Annotated in this window: 22 protein-coding genes; 4 read left to right on the forward strand and 18 right to left on the reverse strand. The window is 43.7% G+C overall.

The window, feature by feature from the left end; all coding sequences use genetic code 11:
• Positions 1 to 226: 226 nt before the first annotated feature.
• The 8 genes from BVC89_RS17075 to BVC89_RS17110 form a co-directional block, all read right to left on the reverse strand.
• Positions 227 to 880: an alpha-ketoglutarate-dependent dioxygenase AlkB family protein gene (locus BVC89_RS17075; RefSeq protein WP_086932352.1), complete on the reverse strand. Its 654-nt coding sequence runs from the start codon at positions 878 to 880 to the stop codon at positions 227 to 229.
• A 10-nt stretch (positions 881 to 890) separates the two neighbouring features.
• A complete protein-coding gene (murB, locus tag BVC89_RS17080; RefSeq protein ID WP_086932353.1) occupies positions 891 to 1,916 on the reverse strand; it encodes a UDP-N-acetylmuramate dehydrogenase in 1,026 nt (341 codons plus the stop codon).
• The gene (locus BVC89_RS17085) at positions 1,913 to 2,395 is read right to left on the reverse strand and encodes a low molecular weight protein-tyrosine-phosphatase (protein ID WP_086932354.1); all 483 of its coding nucleotides are present in this window, start codon (positions 2,393 to 2,395) and stop codon (positions 1,913 to 1,915) included. The genes murB and BVC89_RS17085 overlap by 4 nt, the downstream gene beginning before the upstream one ends.
• Positions 2,396 to 2,399: 4 nt before the next feature.
• Positions 2,400 to 3,164, reverse strand: a complete 765-nt coding sequence (kdsB, locus tag BVC89_RS17090; RefSeq protein WP_086932355.1) for a 3-deoxy-manno-octulosonate cytidylyltransferase — start codon at positions 3,162 to 3,164, stop codon at positions 2,400 to 2,402.
• Between the two features lie 25 nt (positions 3,165 to 3,189).
• A complete protein-coding gene (gene lpxK / locus BVC89_RS17095; protein ID WP_158657998.1) occupies positions 3,190 to 4,221 on the reverse strand; it encodes a tetraacyldisaccharide 4'-kinase in 1,032 nt (343 codons plus the stop codon).
• Positions 4,222 to 4,332: 111 nt separating this feature from the next.
• The gene (locus BVC89_RS17100; protein WP_086934656.1) at positions 4,333 to 4,776 is read right to left on the reverse strand and encodes an ExbD/TolR family protein; all 444 of its coding nucleotides are present in this window, start codon (positions 4,774 to 4,776) and stop codon (positions 4,333 to 4,335) included.
• A gap of 8 nt (positions 4,777 to 4,784) precedes the next feature.
• Positions 4,785 to 5,411 (reverse strand): MotA/TolQ/ExbB proton channel family protein, encoded by a 627-nt coding sequence (locus BVC89_RS17105; RefSeq protein ID WP_086932357.1) that lies wholly within the window; start codon positions 5,409 to 5,411, stop codon positions 4,785 to 4,787.
• 198 nt (positions 5,412 to 5,609) lie between these two features.
• Positions 5,610 to 8,009, reverse strand: a complete 2,400-nt coding sequence (locus BVC89_RS17110; protein WP_245929427.1) for a DNA internalization-related competence protein ComEC/Rec2 — start codon at positions 8,007 to 8,009, stop codon at positions 5,610 to 5,612.
• Here BVC89_RS17110 and BVC89_RS29845 point away from each other — a divergent pair.
• The gene (locus BVC89_RS29845; RefSeq protein WP_158658000.1) at positions 7,897 to 8,157 is read left to right on the forward strand and encodes a hypothetical protein; all 261 of its coding nucleotides are present in this window, start codon (positions 7,897 to 7,899) and stop codon (positions 8,155 to 8,157) included. The two genes, BVC89_RS17110 and BVC89_RS29845, sit on opposite strands and share 113 nt — an antisense overlap.
• Before the next feature lie 135 nt (positions 8,158 to 8,292).
• On the forward strand, positions 8,293 to 8,814 hold the full coding sequence (locus BVC89_RS17115) for a DUF2062 domain-containing protein (RefSeq protein WP_086932359.1): 522 nt from the start codon (positions 8,293 to 8,295) through the stop codon (positions 8,812 to 8,814).
• A 22-nt stretch (positions 8,815 to 8,836) separates the two neighbouring features.
• On the opposite strand, the gene BVC89_RS17120 is transcribed toward BVC89_RS17115, so the two are convergent.
• Genes BVC89_RS17120 through BVC89_RS17130 form a run of 3 tightly spaced genes read right to left on the reverse strand, consistent with a single transcriptional unit; the run spans position 8,837 to position 12,029 of the window.
• Positions 8,837 to 10,072: a lipoprotein-releasing ABC transporter permease subunit gene (locus tag BVC89_RS17120; RefSeq protein ID WP_086932360.1), complete on the reverse strand. Its 1,236-nt coding sequence runs from the start codon at positions 10,070 to 10,072 to the stop codon at positions 8,837 to 8,839.
• Positions 10,072 to 10,758: a lipoprotein-releasing ABC transporter ATP-binding protein LolD gene (lolD, locus tag BVC89_RS17125; protein WP_086932361.1), complete on the reverse strand. Its 687-nt coding sequence runs from the start codon at positions 10,756 to 10,758 to the stop codon at positions 10,072 to 10,074. The genes BVC89_RS17120 and lolD overlap by 1 nt, the downstream gene beginning before the upstream one ends.
• An 11-nt stretch (positions 10,759 to 10,769) precedes the next feature.
• Complete coding sequence (locus tag BVC89_RS17130; protein ID WP_086932362.1) at positions 10,770 to 12,029, reverse strand: lipoprotein-releasing ABC transporter permease subunit; 1,260 nt, start codon at positions 12,027 to 12,029, stop codon at positions 10,770 to 10,772.
• Positions 12,030 to 12,123: 94 nt separating this feature from the next.
• Here BVC89_RS17130 and BVC89_RS17135 point away from each other — a divergent pair, with 94 nt between their 5' ends.
• Together BVC89_RS17135 and BVC89_RS17140 are read left to right on the forward strand one after the other, a co-directional pair.
• Positions 12,124 to 12,732, forward strand: coding sequence for a PilZ domain-containing protein (locus tag BVC89_RS17135; RefSeq protein WP_086932363.1), 609 nt, complete (start codon positions 12,124 to 12,126; stop codon positions 12,730 to 12,732).
• Positions 12,733 to 13,038, forward strand: a complete 306-nt coding sequence (locus BVC89_RS17140) for a hypothetical protein (protein WP_245929125.1) — start codon at positions 12,733 to 12,735, stop codon at positions 13,036 to 13,038.
• A 118-nt stretch (positions 13,039 to 13,156) separates the two neighbouring features.
• Here BVC89_RS17140 and BVC89_RS17145 read toward each other — a convergent pair whose 3' ends face one another.
• The 7 genes from BVC89_RS17145 to BVC89_RS17175 form a co-directional block, all read right to left on the reverse strand.
• The gene (locus tag BVC89_RS17145) at positions 13,157 to 13,588 is read right to left on the reverse strand and encodes a hypothetical protein (RefSeq protein WP_086932364.1); all 432 of its coding nucleotides are present in this window, start codon (positions 13,586 to 13,588) and stop codon (positions 13,157 to 13,159) included.
• A gap of 8 nt (positions 13,589 to 13,596) precedes the next feature.
• Entirely contained in the window at positions 13,597 to 14,166 is a 570-nt protein-coding gene (locus BVC89_RS17150; protein WP_086932365.1) for a rhomboid family intramembrane serine protease, read from the reverse strand.
• A 264-nt stretch (positions 14,167 to 14,430) separates the two neighbouring features.
• Positions 14,431 to 15,507 (reverse strand): potassium channel family protein, encoded by a 1,077-nt coding sequence (locus tag BVC89_RS17155; protein WP_086932366.1) that lies wholly within the window; start codon positions 15,505 to 15,507, stop codon positions 14,431 to 14,433.
• A gap of 2 nt (positions 15,508 to 15,509) precedes the next feature.
• Positions 15,510 to 15,857, reverse strand: coding sequence for a hypothetical protein (locus tag BVC89_RS17160; RefSeq protein ID WP_086932367.1), 348 nt, complete (start codon positions 15,855 to 15,857; stop codon positions 15,510 to 15,512).
• Positions 15,847 to 16,491 carry a hypothetical protein gene (locus tag BVC89_RS17165; protein WP_086932368.1) on the reverse strand — a complete coding sequence of 215 codons (645 nt, stop codon included), beginning with the start codon at positions 16,489 to 16,491 and terminating at the stop codon, positions 15,847 to 15,849. The genes BVC89_RS17160 and BVC89_RS17165 overlap by 11 nt, the downstream gene beginning before the upstream one ends.
• A 43-nt stretch (positions 16,492 to 16,534) precedes the next feature.
• Complete coding sequence (locus BVC89_RS17170; protein ID WP_086932369.1) at positions 16,535 to 17,212, reverse strand: PspA/IM30 family protein; 678 nt, start codon at positions 17,210 to 17,212, stop codon at positions 16,535 to 16,537.
• A gap of 10 nt (positions 17,213 to 17,222) precedes the next feature.
• Positions 17,223 to 17,636: a YjfI family protein gene (locus tag BVC89_RS17175; RefSeq protein ID WP_086932370.1), complete on the reverse strand. Its 414-nt coding sequence runs from the start codon at positions 17,634 to 17,636 to the stop codon at positions 17,223 to 17,225.
• Positions 17,637 to 17,693: the final 57 nt, after the last annotated feature.

Here is a 17,693-nt window from a genome sequence, read left to right on the forward strand (position 1 = left end):
TTTTTTAATGCTTGTTGCTATTAGTGTTTACCGGATCATAGCCAAGTGAACTTTTTTTATTGCTTAGGCTATTTTTGATCGACAGCGATACGATATTTTAATGAGAAGTGCGTGTGGTAAGATTGCAAAAGTAAAACATTTTGATTGGCTACGTGCAGTAAACGAGAAAACCGTTAGTTATCGAGGCGCTAGATTACTCATAGAAGCCCTATGAGTAATAGCTCCATTAGGTATTATTCCTAACCGGGCTAACAATTAAACGGTAGGTTAAATTTATTCTAGGAGAAACTATGTTTTGATCTTTTAAAATAGCGTGATGCCAAAATGTTTGTGTTTTTCCTCTCATAATCAACAGATCACCGTTGTATAGGCTTAAATGAATAGGACTACATTTAGCATTAGCCAGCTTTGCCGATTTTGGTTTCAGGCTAAATACGCGCTCACAACCAAGGCTGAGAGAAGCAATGACAGGATCGACACCTAATTCAAGTTCGTCATCTGCATGCCACCCCACACTGTCCTGTCCGTCACGGTATAAATTTACCAATACACTATTAAAGCGAAGGTTGTATTGTTGCTCAATGCTCTGTTTTATTGTTAACAACAAAGGATGCCAGGGAGTGGGTGAAAAAATTTTACCGGAGTAAAGCATATGCGCTTCGCTCTCTCCAAACCAAACTTGCTTGCGAGGAATAGCACGCGTTTTACCGTAGACAGTCGTTTTCGGTTGCAGCCACTCCAATTCGCTATATAGGCAATTAAAGTAATCGTCGGCTTGTTCCCGGGTGAGCCACTTGGGAAAATAATCCAGCTCCCCAAAACCTTGTAGTGATAGTTTATTATTACTGCCTTCTTGGGCAAACAGGTCAGACTGATCCATACCCTACACTCTATAACTCCCCTATTAGCCTTGGCTCAAGCTCCAAGCTAATATCAAATTTTGCGCGTACATCTCGCGCAATAGCGTCCGCCAAGCCGAGTACTTTATCCGCAATTTCGCAAGACGGATTGGTTAATACCAAAGCATGGTCTTTATGAACAAGTACCTTATCCAAAGGTTTCCCTTTCCAACCAGTTTGTTCTATCAACCATGCAGCGGCAAGTTTCTTTTGAGTTAAACTGACCTCATAAGCAGGAATATCGGGAAAGCTTGCTAGTAAAGTTTGATACTGCTGCACACTTACCACAGGGTTTTTAAAGAAGCTCCCAGCATTAGGAACCAACCGTGGATCAGGCAATTTAGAACGACGAATATGAATGACGGCATTCAGAATATCTTTAGCATCAACATTATCGATTCCCCGCTCACGCAGATGAGAAGCTAATGCAGGATATGAAAGGTTTGGTTTTGCCTTCGTCGAAAGTTTTAAGGTAACACTGGTAATAATATACTGATCGCGTTTAGCATTTTTAAAAACACTATCGCGATAACCAAAATCACAGTCGGCAAAATCAAAAACCTCCAGTTGTTGAGTTTGTATATTTAACGCTTCCAATTGCCAAAAAACGTCTTTTAGTTCTGCACCATAAGCACCAATATTTTGAATCGGAGCCGCGCCCATATCGCCAGGAATAAGCGCCAAATTTTCAACACCGTGGTATCCACGCTCGACACAGTAACAAACAATGCTATGCCAATTTTCTCCAGCCCCGGCTTTAACTAAGACCTCATCGTTGTTGTGAACAAAAACTTCGATACCTTTGAGTTTAGGCTGAAGTACAAGACCTTGAATATGCTGTAACGGAATAACATTGGATCCTCCACCAAGCACATAAACCTTTTTATCATGATCACACGCCCAAGCAATAGCTTGCCGAATTTCCAGCAGACTGCGGCAATTCACATAGGCATTAGCAACGGAGGGAATACGTAAGGTATTCAGCATCTGTATATTTTTTTGATGTTCTAGCTTCATTTTTTACTGATATGCGTTAATAAACCGTGGCAGGCATCCTCAACTAGATCTAACACAAGATTGAATCCACTTTCTCCGCCATGATAAGGATCAGGCACTTCTCGGTAAGTTTGTTGTGTGGAAAAATCTAAAAACAATCCTAAATGGCCTTGATAATTTACCGGCTTTAAAGTCTCTAACTCATGTAAGTTGTCTGCGTCCATTGCCAATATATAATCAAAGGCTGCAAAGTCTTCAGTCATTACTTGACGACCGCGTAAATGATCAAGCGAATAATTACGAGTCTTTGCCGCTTGGATAGTGCGACGATCAGGAGGGGAACCAATATGCCAACTAGAAGTGCCAGCAGAATCCACTTCAATACTCTCTGTTAAGCCAGCCTCATTTACAAGTTTCTGAAAAACGCCATCAGCTGTGGGCGAACGACAAATATTTCCTAAACAGACAAATAACACGCTAGTTTTTTTTGACGATGACAATGTATTAACCTCTTTTAGAAAATATTTTTTGCACTTTAACTAAGTCCTCAGGAGTATCAACACCACCAGGAACCGGTTGACAGGCCTTGGCTACATGAATTTTACAGCCGTTACTTAATATTCGTAGTTGCTCAAGTCTCTCGTTTTGCTCCAAAGCACTGCTGGGCCACGTCACAAATTGATTTAGTAAACTTACGCGGTAAGCGTAAATACCAATGTGCAGCTGTGCCAGGCTTGCACTAGGTAACGACGGTGAGTCACTATCATAGTTATCCCGCACCCAGGGAATACTGGCACGCGAAAAATATAGGGCGTAGCCTTGCTCATCAGTAACCACTTTTACCGCATTAGGATTAAATACCTTTTCTATATCGACAATAGCTTCACTAAGTGTCGCTGCTTGCGCTTGTGAGAACTGTTGTAAGTTTTCGGCAACTTGGTTGATGACCACGGCAGGGATAAGAGGCTCATCACCTTGTACATTAACAACAATATCATCACTATCGAGAGACAGCAGGCTTGCCACCTCTTGCAAACGGTCGGTGCCCGACGGGTGGTCGGCCGATGTCATCAAACAATTACCGCCAAAATCCTTGACAGTTTTGAAAACACGCTCGTCATCGGTAGCAACATAAACATTCTTAGCATCACTTTTTTCGGCAGAGCGGTAAACCCGTTCGATCATGGTTTTACCGGCGATATCGGCTAGAGGCTTGCCCGGTAAACGTTGCGATGCATAGCGAGCGGGAATAACAACAGTAAAACTCATAATAATTCCAGTATTTGGTATTGAACTAGCTATTATTCAACAATTTTGTAATAGCACTACGAAATTGCTCGATAAAGGCTTCGGGAAAAACCATTTCAATAGCTAAAGAGTAGGCAACGCCAGTAATCAAATGACGACATTTAACCGCGTCTTTCTCTGTCATGATGATGGTTTTATTTTCTAAACCCGAAAAGTCTTCAGCACAATAATGATGGTGATCAGGAAAAGGTTTCTTGTGATAGCGAAAGCCCAGAGAATCCAAGGTCTTAAAAAACTTATTCGGATTACCCAGTCCAGCAAAGGCAACCAAATTATCGCAAGACTGCAAGATACTCAAAGGGTATTGCTGTGCGGATACAATATCCGTCAGCACCTTAGCTTTTACTCTTATAGCATGGGCTGTGGATAATTCTTGCAGGTTTTCAAGGTCACCAAAGCTCGAACCAGAAGGCATATTGACTAGCACCCAGCTAGCTTCGCGCAGACGAGCGGGATACTCTCGCAATGGGCCTACGGGAAGCAAGTGACCGTTGCCAAAAAGGCGCTCGCCATCAACGACAATAATTTCCTTATCTCGATGCATTTTATAATGTTGCAGTCCATCATCTGACAGTACTATATCGCATTGATGCTGCTTCGCTAGGGTCTCAATAGCTTCATGCCGGTCACTGCTAACCGCCACATTACAAGCAGTAGCGCGATAAATAAGCAGAGGCTCATCACCCACCTCATGTGCTTTAGAATTATCATCAACTAGCGCTAAAGTATCCGACTTACGGCCATAACCACGAGAAATAACACCCGGCTTTTTACCCATATTTTGCAGCAGCTTAACCAAGGCGATAATTGTCGGCGTCTTACCGGTACCCCCCACCGATATATTGCCAACGACAATCACAGGGCAAGAATAAACGCTACTTGCTTGCAAGTGCGTTCGTTTGCGCTTTTGAGTTATGGAAGAAAATAGCTTTTCTAAAGGAGACAATAACAATAGACACCCTGGCTGACCATACCAACGCCGCTCAACCGCCGCTTGCAAAGAAAAGCGTTTAGCCACCAAACGGATACCTATGTATAGAAAATCGTGGCATACATACTGCAAGGCGGCCGAAAGCTAGCCGCCGAAGATTAAGAGTCAGTCGCCAATATAAGAGAAAGACTGCACACATTACTGTGTCTCACTCCCGCTTCCTTCAGCGCTTTGCGGAGTGCGAGTGGTCATACTAATGTTAACGAAGCCCATTTGTCCGGCCGTGTCCATTACCGAGATAATCGACTGATAAGAGCTGGCAGCATCGCCAGTGATGACAAAGGGAATTTTGGTTTCACCACCGGAAGCATCGGATAACGCACGACGTAGAGTATCGAGTTGACTGTTAATCAATTTCTTACCATTAACTGAGTATCCCCCCTCGGCATCCACAACCACATTAAGTTGTTCTGGTCTTTGGGGAGAAGCTTCACCCGTCGCCTCGGGTAAATCGATTTGTAAATGGCTCTCTTTAGTAAAGGTCGTCGATACCATAAAGAAGATCAGCAATAAAAACACTACATCAATAAGAGGTGTTAGGTTAATCCCCTCTTCTGCAGATACCTGACGTTTAAAACTCATCGCCATGATTAGGCCACCTTCAAATCAACGCGACGATCACCGTGTAAGGCATCCACTAATTTCACCGCTTCTTGCTCCATGGTGACTACCAGTGAGTCGACCCGACGAACAAAATAACGGTGGGCAATCATAGCCGGAATTGCGACACATAATCCGGCAGCAGTGGTGATAAGTGCTTCCGAGATTCCTCCGGCAAGCACAGCAGCATTACCTGCACCCTCTAGATTCAAGGCAGTAAAAACATTAATCATACCAATCACTGTGCCTAACAAACCGAGTAATGGTGCAATAGCAGCGATAGTGCCCAGAGGGCCTAGAAAGCGCTCAAGTTCATGCACTACCTGACTGGCTGCTTCCTCGATACTGTCTTTCATAACATCACGCCCTTGGCGTGAGTTACTCAAACCTGCGGCGAGTATCCGACCGAGTTGAGAGGATCTGCGTAATTGCTTTAAACGATCACTATCCAACTCATTATCTCGAATCCAGCTCCATACCTGTCCCAATTGTGATTTTGGCGTTATTTTGTTCGCATCAAGCGTCCAAAAGCGCTCGATACTAATAGCGATAACCGCAATAGAGCACAAAATTATGGGTAACATTAATATGCCGCCAGCAAAGACTATTTCTTGCACACCTGCCTCCTCAACAGTGGTTCACTCGCAATCGATGAACCAGAAAATTCGAATTCACATAAAGCTGGCGGTATAGATGGCCACCAGCTAAGGGCGCTATCATACCCTAACCTCTGTCGAAATTGCTCGCCTTTGGCTAATGATTGAGGTGAAATTACTAGGCCTGTTCACATTAATATTCCTATTAGCACGCTCTTATTAATACCAAGGCTTGGGATGCGTCTCTCGCTCCGACATCAACTGAGCCTCACCCTCGCTGTCGATATGGATCACAATAGCCCCATCATCCGCGGTGTTCCAAATAACGTTGTCTAATTTTTCGTAACGTTTGAGTACCTTGGTTGCAGGATGACGGTAGCGATTCTTATAGCCACTACTAAAAATCACATGCTGAGGAGATAGGTGAGAAATAAATTTTATAGATGAGGAGGTATTGCTACCATGATGGGGCGCAATCAGCACATCTATATTCATAGGTAAGGTACCATTTGCAAGTAAACGACGCTCCACAGAACGCTCGATATCGCCAGTGAGCAGCATCGAGAAGTTATCTAAGGTAAGTAGAATAACGCATGAAGTATTATTAGAACTAACCTGCCTGCGATGTTTATGAGGTTCGTCGCCAACAGAAGCAAGAGGGACACTAGTATCAGGCCATAAAACCTTCAAGGTCATGCTGCCCATATCCCAGCGTTGTCCAGCCAAGCACGTAGATCGCAACACACCAGGTTGTTTAGCCTTAAGTAGATTATCGACCGGCAATACTTCGTTGCTTGCCAGTTGTCGTGTTTTAATATTATTAAGTAAACCTACGAGCCCCCCGGCATGATCATTATCACCGTGACTAATTGCAAGAAGATCAATTTCTCTAACCTCTTGATAACGTAGAAAAGGCGCCAGCACGCGGCTCCCAATATCAAAATTATCAGAGTATTTCGCACCCACATCGTAAACAAAGGTGGTTGCATCAGACTCCACTACGACGGACAAGCCCTGCCCCACATCAAGTACGGTAATACGAGTATCTGAGCGCTTATTATCAAGCATTAAACATACTGCTAATAGCGCCACGCCGGGAAGCTGCCCGCCCAAAGCACGCGGAGACAATAACAAGACCGTCGCAGATATGGCAAAAAAAGCAGCAAGCGGTATTGATGAGAATAGCCATAGTAGACTATCTCCCTGGCTCAGCCATTGCAAAAACCACCAAAGCTTTGCCATCACCCACTGGCTGATGGAAAGAAAAAACTGCGCAAGGCCTGGTTCAATAAAAACACCCAGTCCCGCCGCAAATAAAAACGGAATGACAAAAAAAGAAACAATAGGAACAGCAATGATATTAGCCAGAGGGCTCATGTACGTCAGAGGCAACTGGCGCATATTCAATAGTGCAGCCAACCCTACAAACACGGCGAATTGGGCAAGCAATATACTCTTCGCCCCAGAGATTTTGGGCCTGCGATGTGAGAAACAAAATAACAGACAGATGACAGCACCGAAACTCAGCCAAAATCCGTTTTGTAATGCCGAGAACGGGTTGATCATTAGAATAACAGCAGCAGCCAAAATAAGGCTATAAATAACGCTGAATGTGCGACCAAAGACATGGGCGAAGTTAAATATGGTGACAAGAAGCCAAGCCCTTTGAGTGGGTATGGCAAAATCTGCGATACCCGCATAAATACCTGAGGCAAGAATACTAAACAAGGCTGGTACTAGGCGCAGCATTAGTGGGCTTGGCTGGTATATTGGAAGAAGCCAAACAAGCGCCATAATTCTCCTGATACCGAAAAAAGCAAAACCAGCGACTAAACCAATATGCAAACCGGAAATAGCCATCAAATGCGCCGTTCCGGTTTTCACCAATAGCTGCCATTGCGCCTGAGAGATAAAAGATTTATCGCCAAGAATAAGCGCCCGCAAAATACCGTTGAGATCCTTCTCGCCATCGCTGAACAAACCATGATCGAGATGCTGCCTGAGGCCGTCAAAAAATTTAGGCTGTCCCGTCACTAGCATAACATTATCAGCCTGAATTTTGACGTAGCCAGTGGCACTGATATGTTGTTGCAGTAGCCATACTTGATAGTCAAAACCACCGGGGTTGGCAAAGCCTCGCGGACGCTTCAAGCGGACATATAAGCGCCACTTCTGCCCTGCTCTTAACGCTTCCCGCGCGGCATCTTTTCTCCAAGAAAGGCGAACCTTCTTGCCCGTAAGCACCTGTGTAGGAGAAGGATAGTTTAAACTTACGCCATTTTTATCACTTATTTTTTTGCCTTCATATTTCTGACCAATATACTGTGCCATTATTACCCTAGCATCAAAGCGTAACGACTGAGACCGAATCACTGGTAGACCAATAACTTCAACATCGAGCACTAAATCAAGGCCTTCCATAACACTCGGCATTTGATGATCTATGATGTGGCGTATATGCCAGCTGTTGATACAAAAGCTAATAGCAAAAAGGCACGCTAACGTTATGAAATGGTTCACTACTGGCGAAATATACGCTTTTGATAACAAGCAAATGAAGCTTGCTAAAAACCCTAGTAACAACAAGGTATTAAGGTCTGGCAAAAACGGGAAATACACCGGCAGCATAAGGCCGAAGATGAACGAAGATAGATATACAAAGCTGGGCATTCCTTGCCTCTTGGTAAACGTTAAACAGTCCATATATATAGAGCTAATTAAATACAAATTGGCTCTGGATACCAGTCTACCTTGCCACGACTTTTAAGAACAGCATTTGAGGAAAGTTTAATCAACTTTAGGAGCAAAAATCTTGTACAAGTTTGTCTGGAAAATCCAAGTATTCATCGGCATAATACCGGCCCTTTAAAGTTGGCAGAGCACTCTTAGATACGTATTTAACATGCCGCGAAATATTCTCAAGCGATGGATGCCCTCGCCCCATACAATTCGTGAGAAACCTGCTCTCAAGTTTTTAGGCGTTTTGCTGCACGACCCCAACCTTTTTCATTTGAATCGGCACTCGGTCTCGGTGGCATTTTTTATCGGCTTATTTCTCGCTTTCCAGCCGATTCCTTTTCAAATCCCTCTGGCTGCAGCTGGAGCGCTGCTAGTACGCTGCAATCTGCCTATTGCCATGACCTTAGTGTGGATTAGTAATCCTCTTACCTTCCCTATTATTTTCTATGGCTGCTACATTTTTGGTGCACGTATTCTGCAAATGCCCGAACGCAGTTTTAGCTTTGAGTTGAGCTTCGAGTGGTTTCACTCAGAGTTTTTAATGCTCTGGCAACCACTACTCACCGGCTGCTTCCTTGCTGGTCTGTTCTTTGGCTGTGCAGGCTATATAGCCATCCAGTGGACATGGCGCTGGCACGTGGTTAAAAAATGGGAAAGCCGCAAGCTAAGACGCAGCCCAAAATAGCATTAGCTAAGAGCAGTTGTTGTTATTCGTAACGCAAGGCATCAGCCGGCTGCACGCGAGAGGCCTTCCAAGCCGGATAAATCGTGGCAATTAAGCTCATGCCCAGTGCGGTGAATGTAACCGATGCGATATCACTTAAACGTATTTCTGTCGGTAAATAGGTTAACGGATAGACATCTGATTTAAGAAACTGAATATTAAAGACACTTTCCACTAGCGCCACAAAATCTTGAATACCGAGGGATAACAAACACCCGATAGCAATCCCCAACAATACCCCCCAAAAGCCAATCACAATGCCCTGCACCATAAATATGGCCATAATTTGTCGAGTATTGAGTCCCAAAGTCCGTAAAATCGCGATATCTCCTTGCTTATCCACCACAACCAACACCAAGGTGGAAACCACATTGAATGCCGCAATCGCGACGATCAACAGCATCAACAGGCCAACCAGATTCTTTGACATTTGAATGGCCTGATATAAATTCCAATGGGTGCGCGTCCAGTTACTGGTGTAGTAATTGGAACCCAACGTCACGCCAATCCGGTACATCACACTGGGGGCTTCAAATAGATTAGTGATTTTTAAGCGTAAACCGCTAACACGCTCTGGCGTCCCGGTTAAATTTGCCGCCTGTTGCAAAGATGTAAGCGCGAGTGTTGCATCCAACTCCGTTTTCGACTCGATGACTTGTGCCACTTCAAAGTAGGCTAAGCGAGGTGAGCGAGAAGTGGTTCGACTGCTGGGAACAACCAGCATAATTTTTTCTCCCTCTTCAACCCCCAGACTTTGAGCCACATTTTTACCCAGCAAAATAACCGGCTCATCTTCTAAAATTCTTCTCTGTACCTCTTCACTGACATAATCATTAATAAGGGATACATCTTTTTCTGCGTGAGGATCAAAGCCATAGAGCAAAACCGCTGCAGTAGCCTTACCATGGTTGATTAATGCATTGAGACGGATAAACGGAGAAGCCGCTTCCACCCCAGGCATTTGCCGGACATCTTTTTGCAGGCTTTGCCAGTCTTCAATTTTACTACGATGATAAATCGCTGCTTGCGGCACTAGGCCCAGTATCCGCTCCTTAAGGTCCCGGTCAAAGCCATTCATCACCGACAACACTAATAAAAGCAGGGAGATCCCAACGGCCAAACCCGTGATAGATACACCAGCAAGAAAGGAAACAGAACGAGAGGAGCGTTTAACTCCGGTGTAACGCAGGCCGATGAAAAATGCTAGTGAGCTTTTCATTAAGAAGCACGCTCAATCAATACGCCGTCTGCTAGCTCGTATACCAAATCAAGCGTATGGGCCAGCTGTTCATCATGTGTTACCACCACAAAACTGATGGCTAAAGACTTACTTAAGCTCATCATAAGTTGCTGAATTGCCATAGCATTATCTTTATCTAAATTACCGGTAGGTTCATCCATCAAGACACAAGCAGGATCATTAGCTAAAGCCCTTGCAATCGCAACCCGCTGACGTTCACCGCCAGAGAGCTCTGCCGGTTTATGATGAATGCGCTCGATTAAACCGACCTCAGATAGTAGCTCCTGTGCTTTGTCTTGCGCTGCTTTTTTATCCTGACCAGCAATCAACAACGGCATCGCCACATTTTCCAAAGCACTGAACTCAGGCAGAAGGTGGTGGAACTGGTAGACAAACCCCATACTTTGATTACGCACCTTACCACGCTTATTTTCGCTGAGCTTGGAAAAGGCCTGGCCAAGCACAGTGACCTCACCACCACTAGGCTTATCGAGACCACCGAGTACATTGAGTAAAGTACTTTTGCCACTGCCTGAGGCCCCCACTATGGCGACTCGCTGAGCGCGCTGCAATTGAAAATCCACCCCTTTAAGTACGCTGACACGCTGTGGGCCTTCATCATAGTCTTTGGTTACGTTAGCGCAACTTAATACAATATTGTCCATACTTGATTCATCTATATGTCATAACGCAGCGCTTCGGCAGGTTCAATTTGAGCTGCGCGAAAGGAAGGATAAATGGTCGCCAGGAATGAGACCACAAGGGCAAACGAGCACGTGAGTATGGTGTCTTCAGGTTTCCACAAAGAAGGTAGGTAAGAGACAAAATATACGTTTTTATCAAACACTTGAAAACCGAGTACACCTTCAAAAAAACTTATCATAGCAGACAGATAATGAGCCGCGAGGATACCGCTGAAACTACCGATAACAATACCTGCAATCCCCATCACAGTTCCCTGTACCATAAAAATCTTAATCACATCTTGCTTAGCCAAGCCTAAGGTACGCAATACGGCAATATCACTGCGCTTTTCAGTCACCATCATTATTAAACTGGTGATAATATTGAATGCCGCCACGGCAATGATGACACTTAGCATCACGCCAACCACAGTCTTTTCCATCTTAACCGCAGAAAATAGACTCCCTTGAGTATGGCTCCAGTCTGTTCCGCGATAGTCATCGCCAAGCTTTTGACTGAGCCGCTTCACCCCTTCAGGCGCCGCATAGATATCATCAAAGCGTAAGCGCAGACCATGCACTTGATTGGGCAGGCGAAATAACTTTTGCGCATCTTGAATATGGATAAGCGCTAGACTCTGATCTACCTGAGCCCCCACTTCAAATATACCAGTGACAGTAAAACGTTTACTGCGAGGGAAAATACCCGCTGGAGTAACGGATACCACCGGTAGGGTCACCGATACCTTATCTCCTGTAGTGACACCAAGATGACGAGCAATTAAGCTCCCCATGACAATACCGTATTGCCTTGGCACAAGATCGTCAATTTGGCCAATCAACATACTGTCTGCAATTTCAGACACTTGCTTCTCAGACTCTGGCAAAATACCCTCAAGAGCAATGGCGCGAATTGCTCCCTGAAAATTAATCAGTCCTTTGCCCTCAATTACCGGAGCCCGCCCCAACAGGTGAATCCTCTCTTGCTGAGCAATATCATCTACTTGAGAAGCAACAGTCTGCCACTGGCCCATAGGATCAGTGCTTTCAATCATACCGTGAGGCACAACCTTTAAAATGCGATTTTTCAGCTCTTGATCAAAACCATTCATCACTGAAAGTACGACAATAAGAGCAAACACGCCCAACATCATACCCAACAAAGCAAACAGGCTGACAAAGGCTATAAAGCCGTTGCGCCTTTTAGCCCGGATATAACGGAGACCTATGTACCAAGAAACAGATTGCGACATGGCGCAGATTAAACAGCAGAAATACAAACGGGACAAGATATATCGTGGTGATCTATGATTTAAGTACGACAAAAGCACAAAAACGCGACATGTTATGAGCAAAACAACCAATAAATCATCTACTTCTGCTGATAAACGGGACTTCTTTCGTATCAGCCACGATGTGTTATTCGACTATAAAGTGACAGACACATTCTGTGCCGAAAATGACCAACCCGAAGATGTCTTTGATGATAGTGCCTCGTTAGGCCTTATCAATGAACTGCGTCGACTCGATCGAGACAATGTACAAACTTTGCGTTTACTCACAGAGAAAAACCGGCTTTTAGGTGACTATCTACAGATGCTAAGCAACAAAATTGATCTTATTGGACGTCATACATTATTTGCTCACGATGCAGAATCTAACAGTAAACCAACAACACGCATTAACTTGAGCGAAGATGGTCTCGCCTTTCATTGTGACCGTATGTTGTACAAAGACAGCTATATTGCAGTGAGGTTGGTATTCTTGCCAAGCTACTCACCGGTGATCACTTTTGCTAAAGTATTACGCTGTAACCAGAAAGAGGATAAGTATCAAGTCGCGGTTAAGTTTTTTCGACTAAATGATGCTCAACGGCAGGAATTATCCCGCCAAATAATGAAAGCCCAAATCCATAATAGAAAAAAGGCACGGCCAAAAACCCAAGGGGAAACATAAATGAAGACATCTCGCCTTATTACATTAGTCATGGCGAATTTGCTAACAGGCACAAGTCTCCTATTGCCAACACTGGCAAACAGCGAAACAGTGCGTGTACCTATTGGCCAAGACACTCAAGCCTGGACCGGTAAAGCGCCTAACCGAGGGCAAACAAAAGCCCAGGTAAAAGCTGAGTTCGGTGACCCTCAAAGTGAGCAAGGGCCCAGTGGCCAACCCCCTATTTATTTTTGGGAGTATGCGGACTTCACCGTGTATTTTGAAGCAGAACATGTTATCCATACGGTGATCAAACACCGCAAATAATAAACACCTTTCTTAGTAGTAGGCCATTGCTACAGTGTCGTTATACTTCATATGCCATCGCAATAGCCCTTGGCGTATGAAGTATTGATCATACTTTCATGACTTTGTGTAAAAATTGCTAGATAATATCTTCACTGCTTTTACGGGATGAATCCCTTAACGATCGCAAAAACAAACCCAGCCCGCCAAAACTTAATATTAATATGGTAATAAGCTCAAAAGCAGACATGCTGCGCATATGAAAATGAATTGAGGAAATAACACCAAAAAGAAGCCCCGATAATGCGCCTATCGTTAAAAGCCAGCCGAGAAAATTGCGGGAATTATAAAAGATCATGCCCACACCAAAGATAAATGGCACCATCACCATTCCTGTGGTTAAGCCCATTGAGGTATTAAATGCAGTGAAACTATAAATCCTCGCGCCCATACCAAAGGACGATGTTACTGTAATGGCTTGTAGTAGCATATATACACCGCCGCATAACATCACCAGTCCAATAAAAAACTGCCCTATTCCACCGTCTGTACCACCTGCACCACGAGACATAACAACTCCTAAATTTCAGAATCCGCAGCATTGCGAATATTTTTAACACTCCAATAAGCAGCCACTACGCCGCCAATCAGTCCCCAAAAATGACCGGCCCATGAAATATGGGATCTTAAGTCAAATAAACCAAACAGTAGTGATCCGTAAAAAATAAAGACCACGAAGGCGATCGCAAAAGTTTTTAATGATTTACGAAAATACGCGGATGACAATAGGAAAGACCAATAGCCAAAGATAAGACCGGAAGCGCCGACCACTATTCCGGCAGATGAAAATAACCAGGTTCCAATCCCGCCAACAAGTAAAATAATAAAGGTAGTAAGCCAATATGTTGTACGTCCATAAAGTTGAATAATAGAACCGAGAATAACAAAGGGTAAGCTATTGGATACAATATGCCATAGGCCGCTGTGAACAAGAGGAAAGGTAAAAATATTAGGCAAACTTAACAATCGCCTTGGAGATAAACCCAGAAAGTTAAGGCTAATTGGCAACAAAAAGTCAACAATAAATAGCGACCACATAATAGCCAACAGCCATATCGCATCAAAGGGTATTTTATATCTACGCAACATAGTGATTATCTTCCTTTTTTATTCTTTTAAAAAGGTGTCCTACCTTTTTAAAAGTGTCGCCGCTAAAGTGCTTAACACAAAAGTGCGATTTTGTTAGCACTTAAGCTACTCGCAGTGGGCTTGCGCCCATGACTGCGCTTCCATGCGCAGCGCGTAATCTAAGAGATTACTTTATTCTTTTAAAAAAGCGTCCTACCTTTTTAAAAGTGTCGCCGCTAAAGTGCTTAACACAAAAGTGCGATTTTGTTAGCACTTTAGAGCGCATCAAACAAAAGTCTGTTTATCACTCACTAAACTAATAATGCCCTTACCGCTACATTGCATGCTGTTGGAGTCGGGGATAACAATTTTACCCTCAACAGTAATATAAGCCACAGGCGTTCCCTTATTAGATTGAATTATGGAGCATTGCAAATCGGCCCACTTAGTATTAGCAAAATCAAAATCAACGCGGGCTAAGCGACTACCATCGTGGGTGAAAATATTTTCCATAACCTGCTCAGTACCGGGATCTGTCATGGCTCTTACCACAAGTTCCGGGTAAGCGCGCATAGGCCGAATCACCACATTAGCACCCGCCGACTGCAGTCGCTTGCGGTTCTCGTCATTCACGGCCTCTGCCACAATAGTAGCATCGGTGCCAATCTCTGCAATGCGGGATAAAATATCATAGGTTAGACTATCGGAAATGGAGTCAAATGCATCGCGTGCGAGAATAACAATATAAGATGCTTTATCTACCTGTACGGACTCTAGCATCGTACTGTTTTCAGCTTCTCCAGTTCGGTGAATAAGTTTATGGCGTTTTAACGACGTTGGAATACCTTCGGGGTACTTACGTGTCAGCAACTGTACTGGAATATTTTTAAGCTCAGGGGTACTGCGCACTTGATTTAATAGCCGATCAAGGTAGGACTCTGTATCAATATTGGGGGTATTAATAATCTGTATGTGCTGTTCCATATCTTTAAACTCCCACGCGCCGCTGCGCAGCTTTTCTGTTTTTATTGAACGCCAGTCCATATATTCGCCAACGATTTGTCCCATTAATGCGATGGCAATAAAATACATCGATATGACAGTAACAATACGTCCTTCATTTGAGGAAGGCGAGAAGTCACCATAACCGACGGTGGTAACTGTCGTTGCGGACAACCAAAGCGCATCTGAAAAATTCATTTTTTCAAACCACATCATCGCAGCAGTATTAATTCCTAGCAAAACACATAAAATCACTAAGAAATTAAAAATACGACGAAATAAGTTATACGATAAGTGCTTGGTATAGCGTCGATGACGCATACGCGAACGAACATGTAATATTAAATCCAAGGTCTTCATAGCTAAGGCTCTTGGCTTGTGTCCTTATTGTTGTAAAGCAAATTAATACTTGCCGTTACTTTGCGTTTTATCGCATCTTTGTCATTCACATCTACTTCATAGCGCTGGGCCAAATGAGCGAAGTCATCTTCTGACAAACTGATACCTATTCGATCACGAGTATCCTGTGCGAAGGTTAACCCCAGCAGTTTGCGCAAGTAGTTAGTGGTCGACATACGTTCGTTAACTGCATCAATTTTCAGTAGCCTTGAAGCATGTGCGGTAAAAGTAAAATGCATCTGTATTTTTTTAAGCGCTTTTCGCTCATTTGCCCACAAATCATTATTTATAGGATCTTTATCAACCGGCATTAGGTAATAAATCCTCAATTACTGATTCATCGAAACATTTAAACAATGAAATGTCCGTATCCCCGGTCTTGTATACTTCTATTGCGACACCATAGTCACCGTTAACACTTGTGCATTCATAATAATTCAGTTCTTCACCATCAAAGCTACCATCTGAATATTGGGCTGGAGTCTGACCACGTTTGTCTGTCTTGTGGTAGTAACACTGCACACAGTCAGCGTTCTCATGATATTCGCTGGCCACCCACTCATCATATTCTGCCGGTGTTGAGTCGAGAGATTTTAAGGAACTAAACCCCTCATCCAGAACATTACCAATTTCGCCCAAATCAAAAATTGCTTCCACAACCTCACGCTGAATTTGTCGCGACAGCGTCAATATCGTTTCGCCATCATCATTTTCACTACTTAAGAAATAAGCTTCGCCACTGACAGTTTTCAAGGCGAAGCTGGCTTCAAAACCAGACTCAAATTCATACGCGCCTACTTGAACAACTTCAACCGATTGCCCACGAATAGATTCAGGCAAATGTAGCGTATCTTTAAAAACAATGATGTCACCGACCTGTAAATCATTCGCGCTAGTTAGGGTACGCGTACCATTTTTATTCTTCTTGCCAAAAAAAGAAAACATAATTCACCAGCAATAAAAAGCCGGGGTTCGCCCGGCATAGTTTTTACAAAGATGCGAACAAATCGTCAGCAGCACTTTTACCACTACCACCAATACCGGCTTCTTTGAGTTTTCGATCTAGGTCACCGCCAGCTTCTTGTTCGGCAAACCAGGTATCGGCAGATTGTTTATTGTTAAACTCTTCTTCTTGACGTTTAACTCGATCAAGTGCCCGGTTAACACGTTTTGCGCTACTATCATTAGTAGGCATAGCACTGGCAACCGCAGACTTAACTTTGTTCAACTCTTTAATAGTTTTCGCTTTTTCTAACTCGTTGCGGTTTTTTTCTATGGTTTTTTCCCGCTGCTTAATCACTTTGTAAATATTATCTACGGAGGATTTCAGCATTTGGTACTCGGATTCAAAGCTGGCAATGCTATCGCGCAACTCCAAGATTTTATCAATACACTCACGAGCCAAAGCTTCATTGCCGGCATCTTTACATTGCTTAGCTTTCGTTGTGTATTGCGCTTCTTCATCTTTCAATGCGTTGAGCTCGCGCTGCAATTTAATCTCTTTTGACTTGAGGTTTCGCAACTGAACTTTGGCTTTGTTAATACCTTCGTCGGCCTCACGAATTTCTTGCTCCAAAATACGCAGCGCTTGAGAATCAACAACTGCTTCGCCTACTTCGTTGGCACCGCCTTTAATTGCCGTAAAAATATCTTTAAGAATACTCATCACGCTACTCCTATTTAAGAAATTCAGTCAAAGATTCGAGAACATCAAGGGTATTATTAGCTTGCACTTCAAGCTCATGGGCAATATTTTCAAACAGCGTACTTACCGCCATCGCACCATATAAAATAATCGAATCACCTTGATAACCAAAAGAGCTCAAAGGCACGACTGGGCTTAATTGTAAAAGCACTTTATTAAGCTCGGCGTGATTACTTTGCTCCACATCATCGAGAGTAAACAACGGACAAACAGATAGAATTTGAGTATCCGTTTTGGCTAATACGATAGGGAACTCAGGGTTGTTGGAACAGGTAACTGCCACTGTGTCACCATCCTCACTCACTTCCGTAGCAAACGTCGTCCCGGTGGGGGTTTCATAACAGTTAAGCTTAAAAGCGATGTCTTCTAGCTTGCTTTCGTTCATTGTGTTTATTCTCCTTAGAGTATTGGGTAAATGGCATAATATGTCATTATGCTACTA

Source organism: Agarilytica rhodophyticola (genome assembly GCF_002157225.2).
GTDB classification, from domain to species: Bacteria; Pseudomonadota; Gammaproteobacteria; order Pseudomonadales; family Cellvibrionaceae; genus Agarilytica; species Agarilytica rhodophyticola.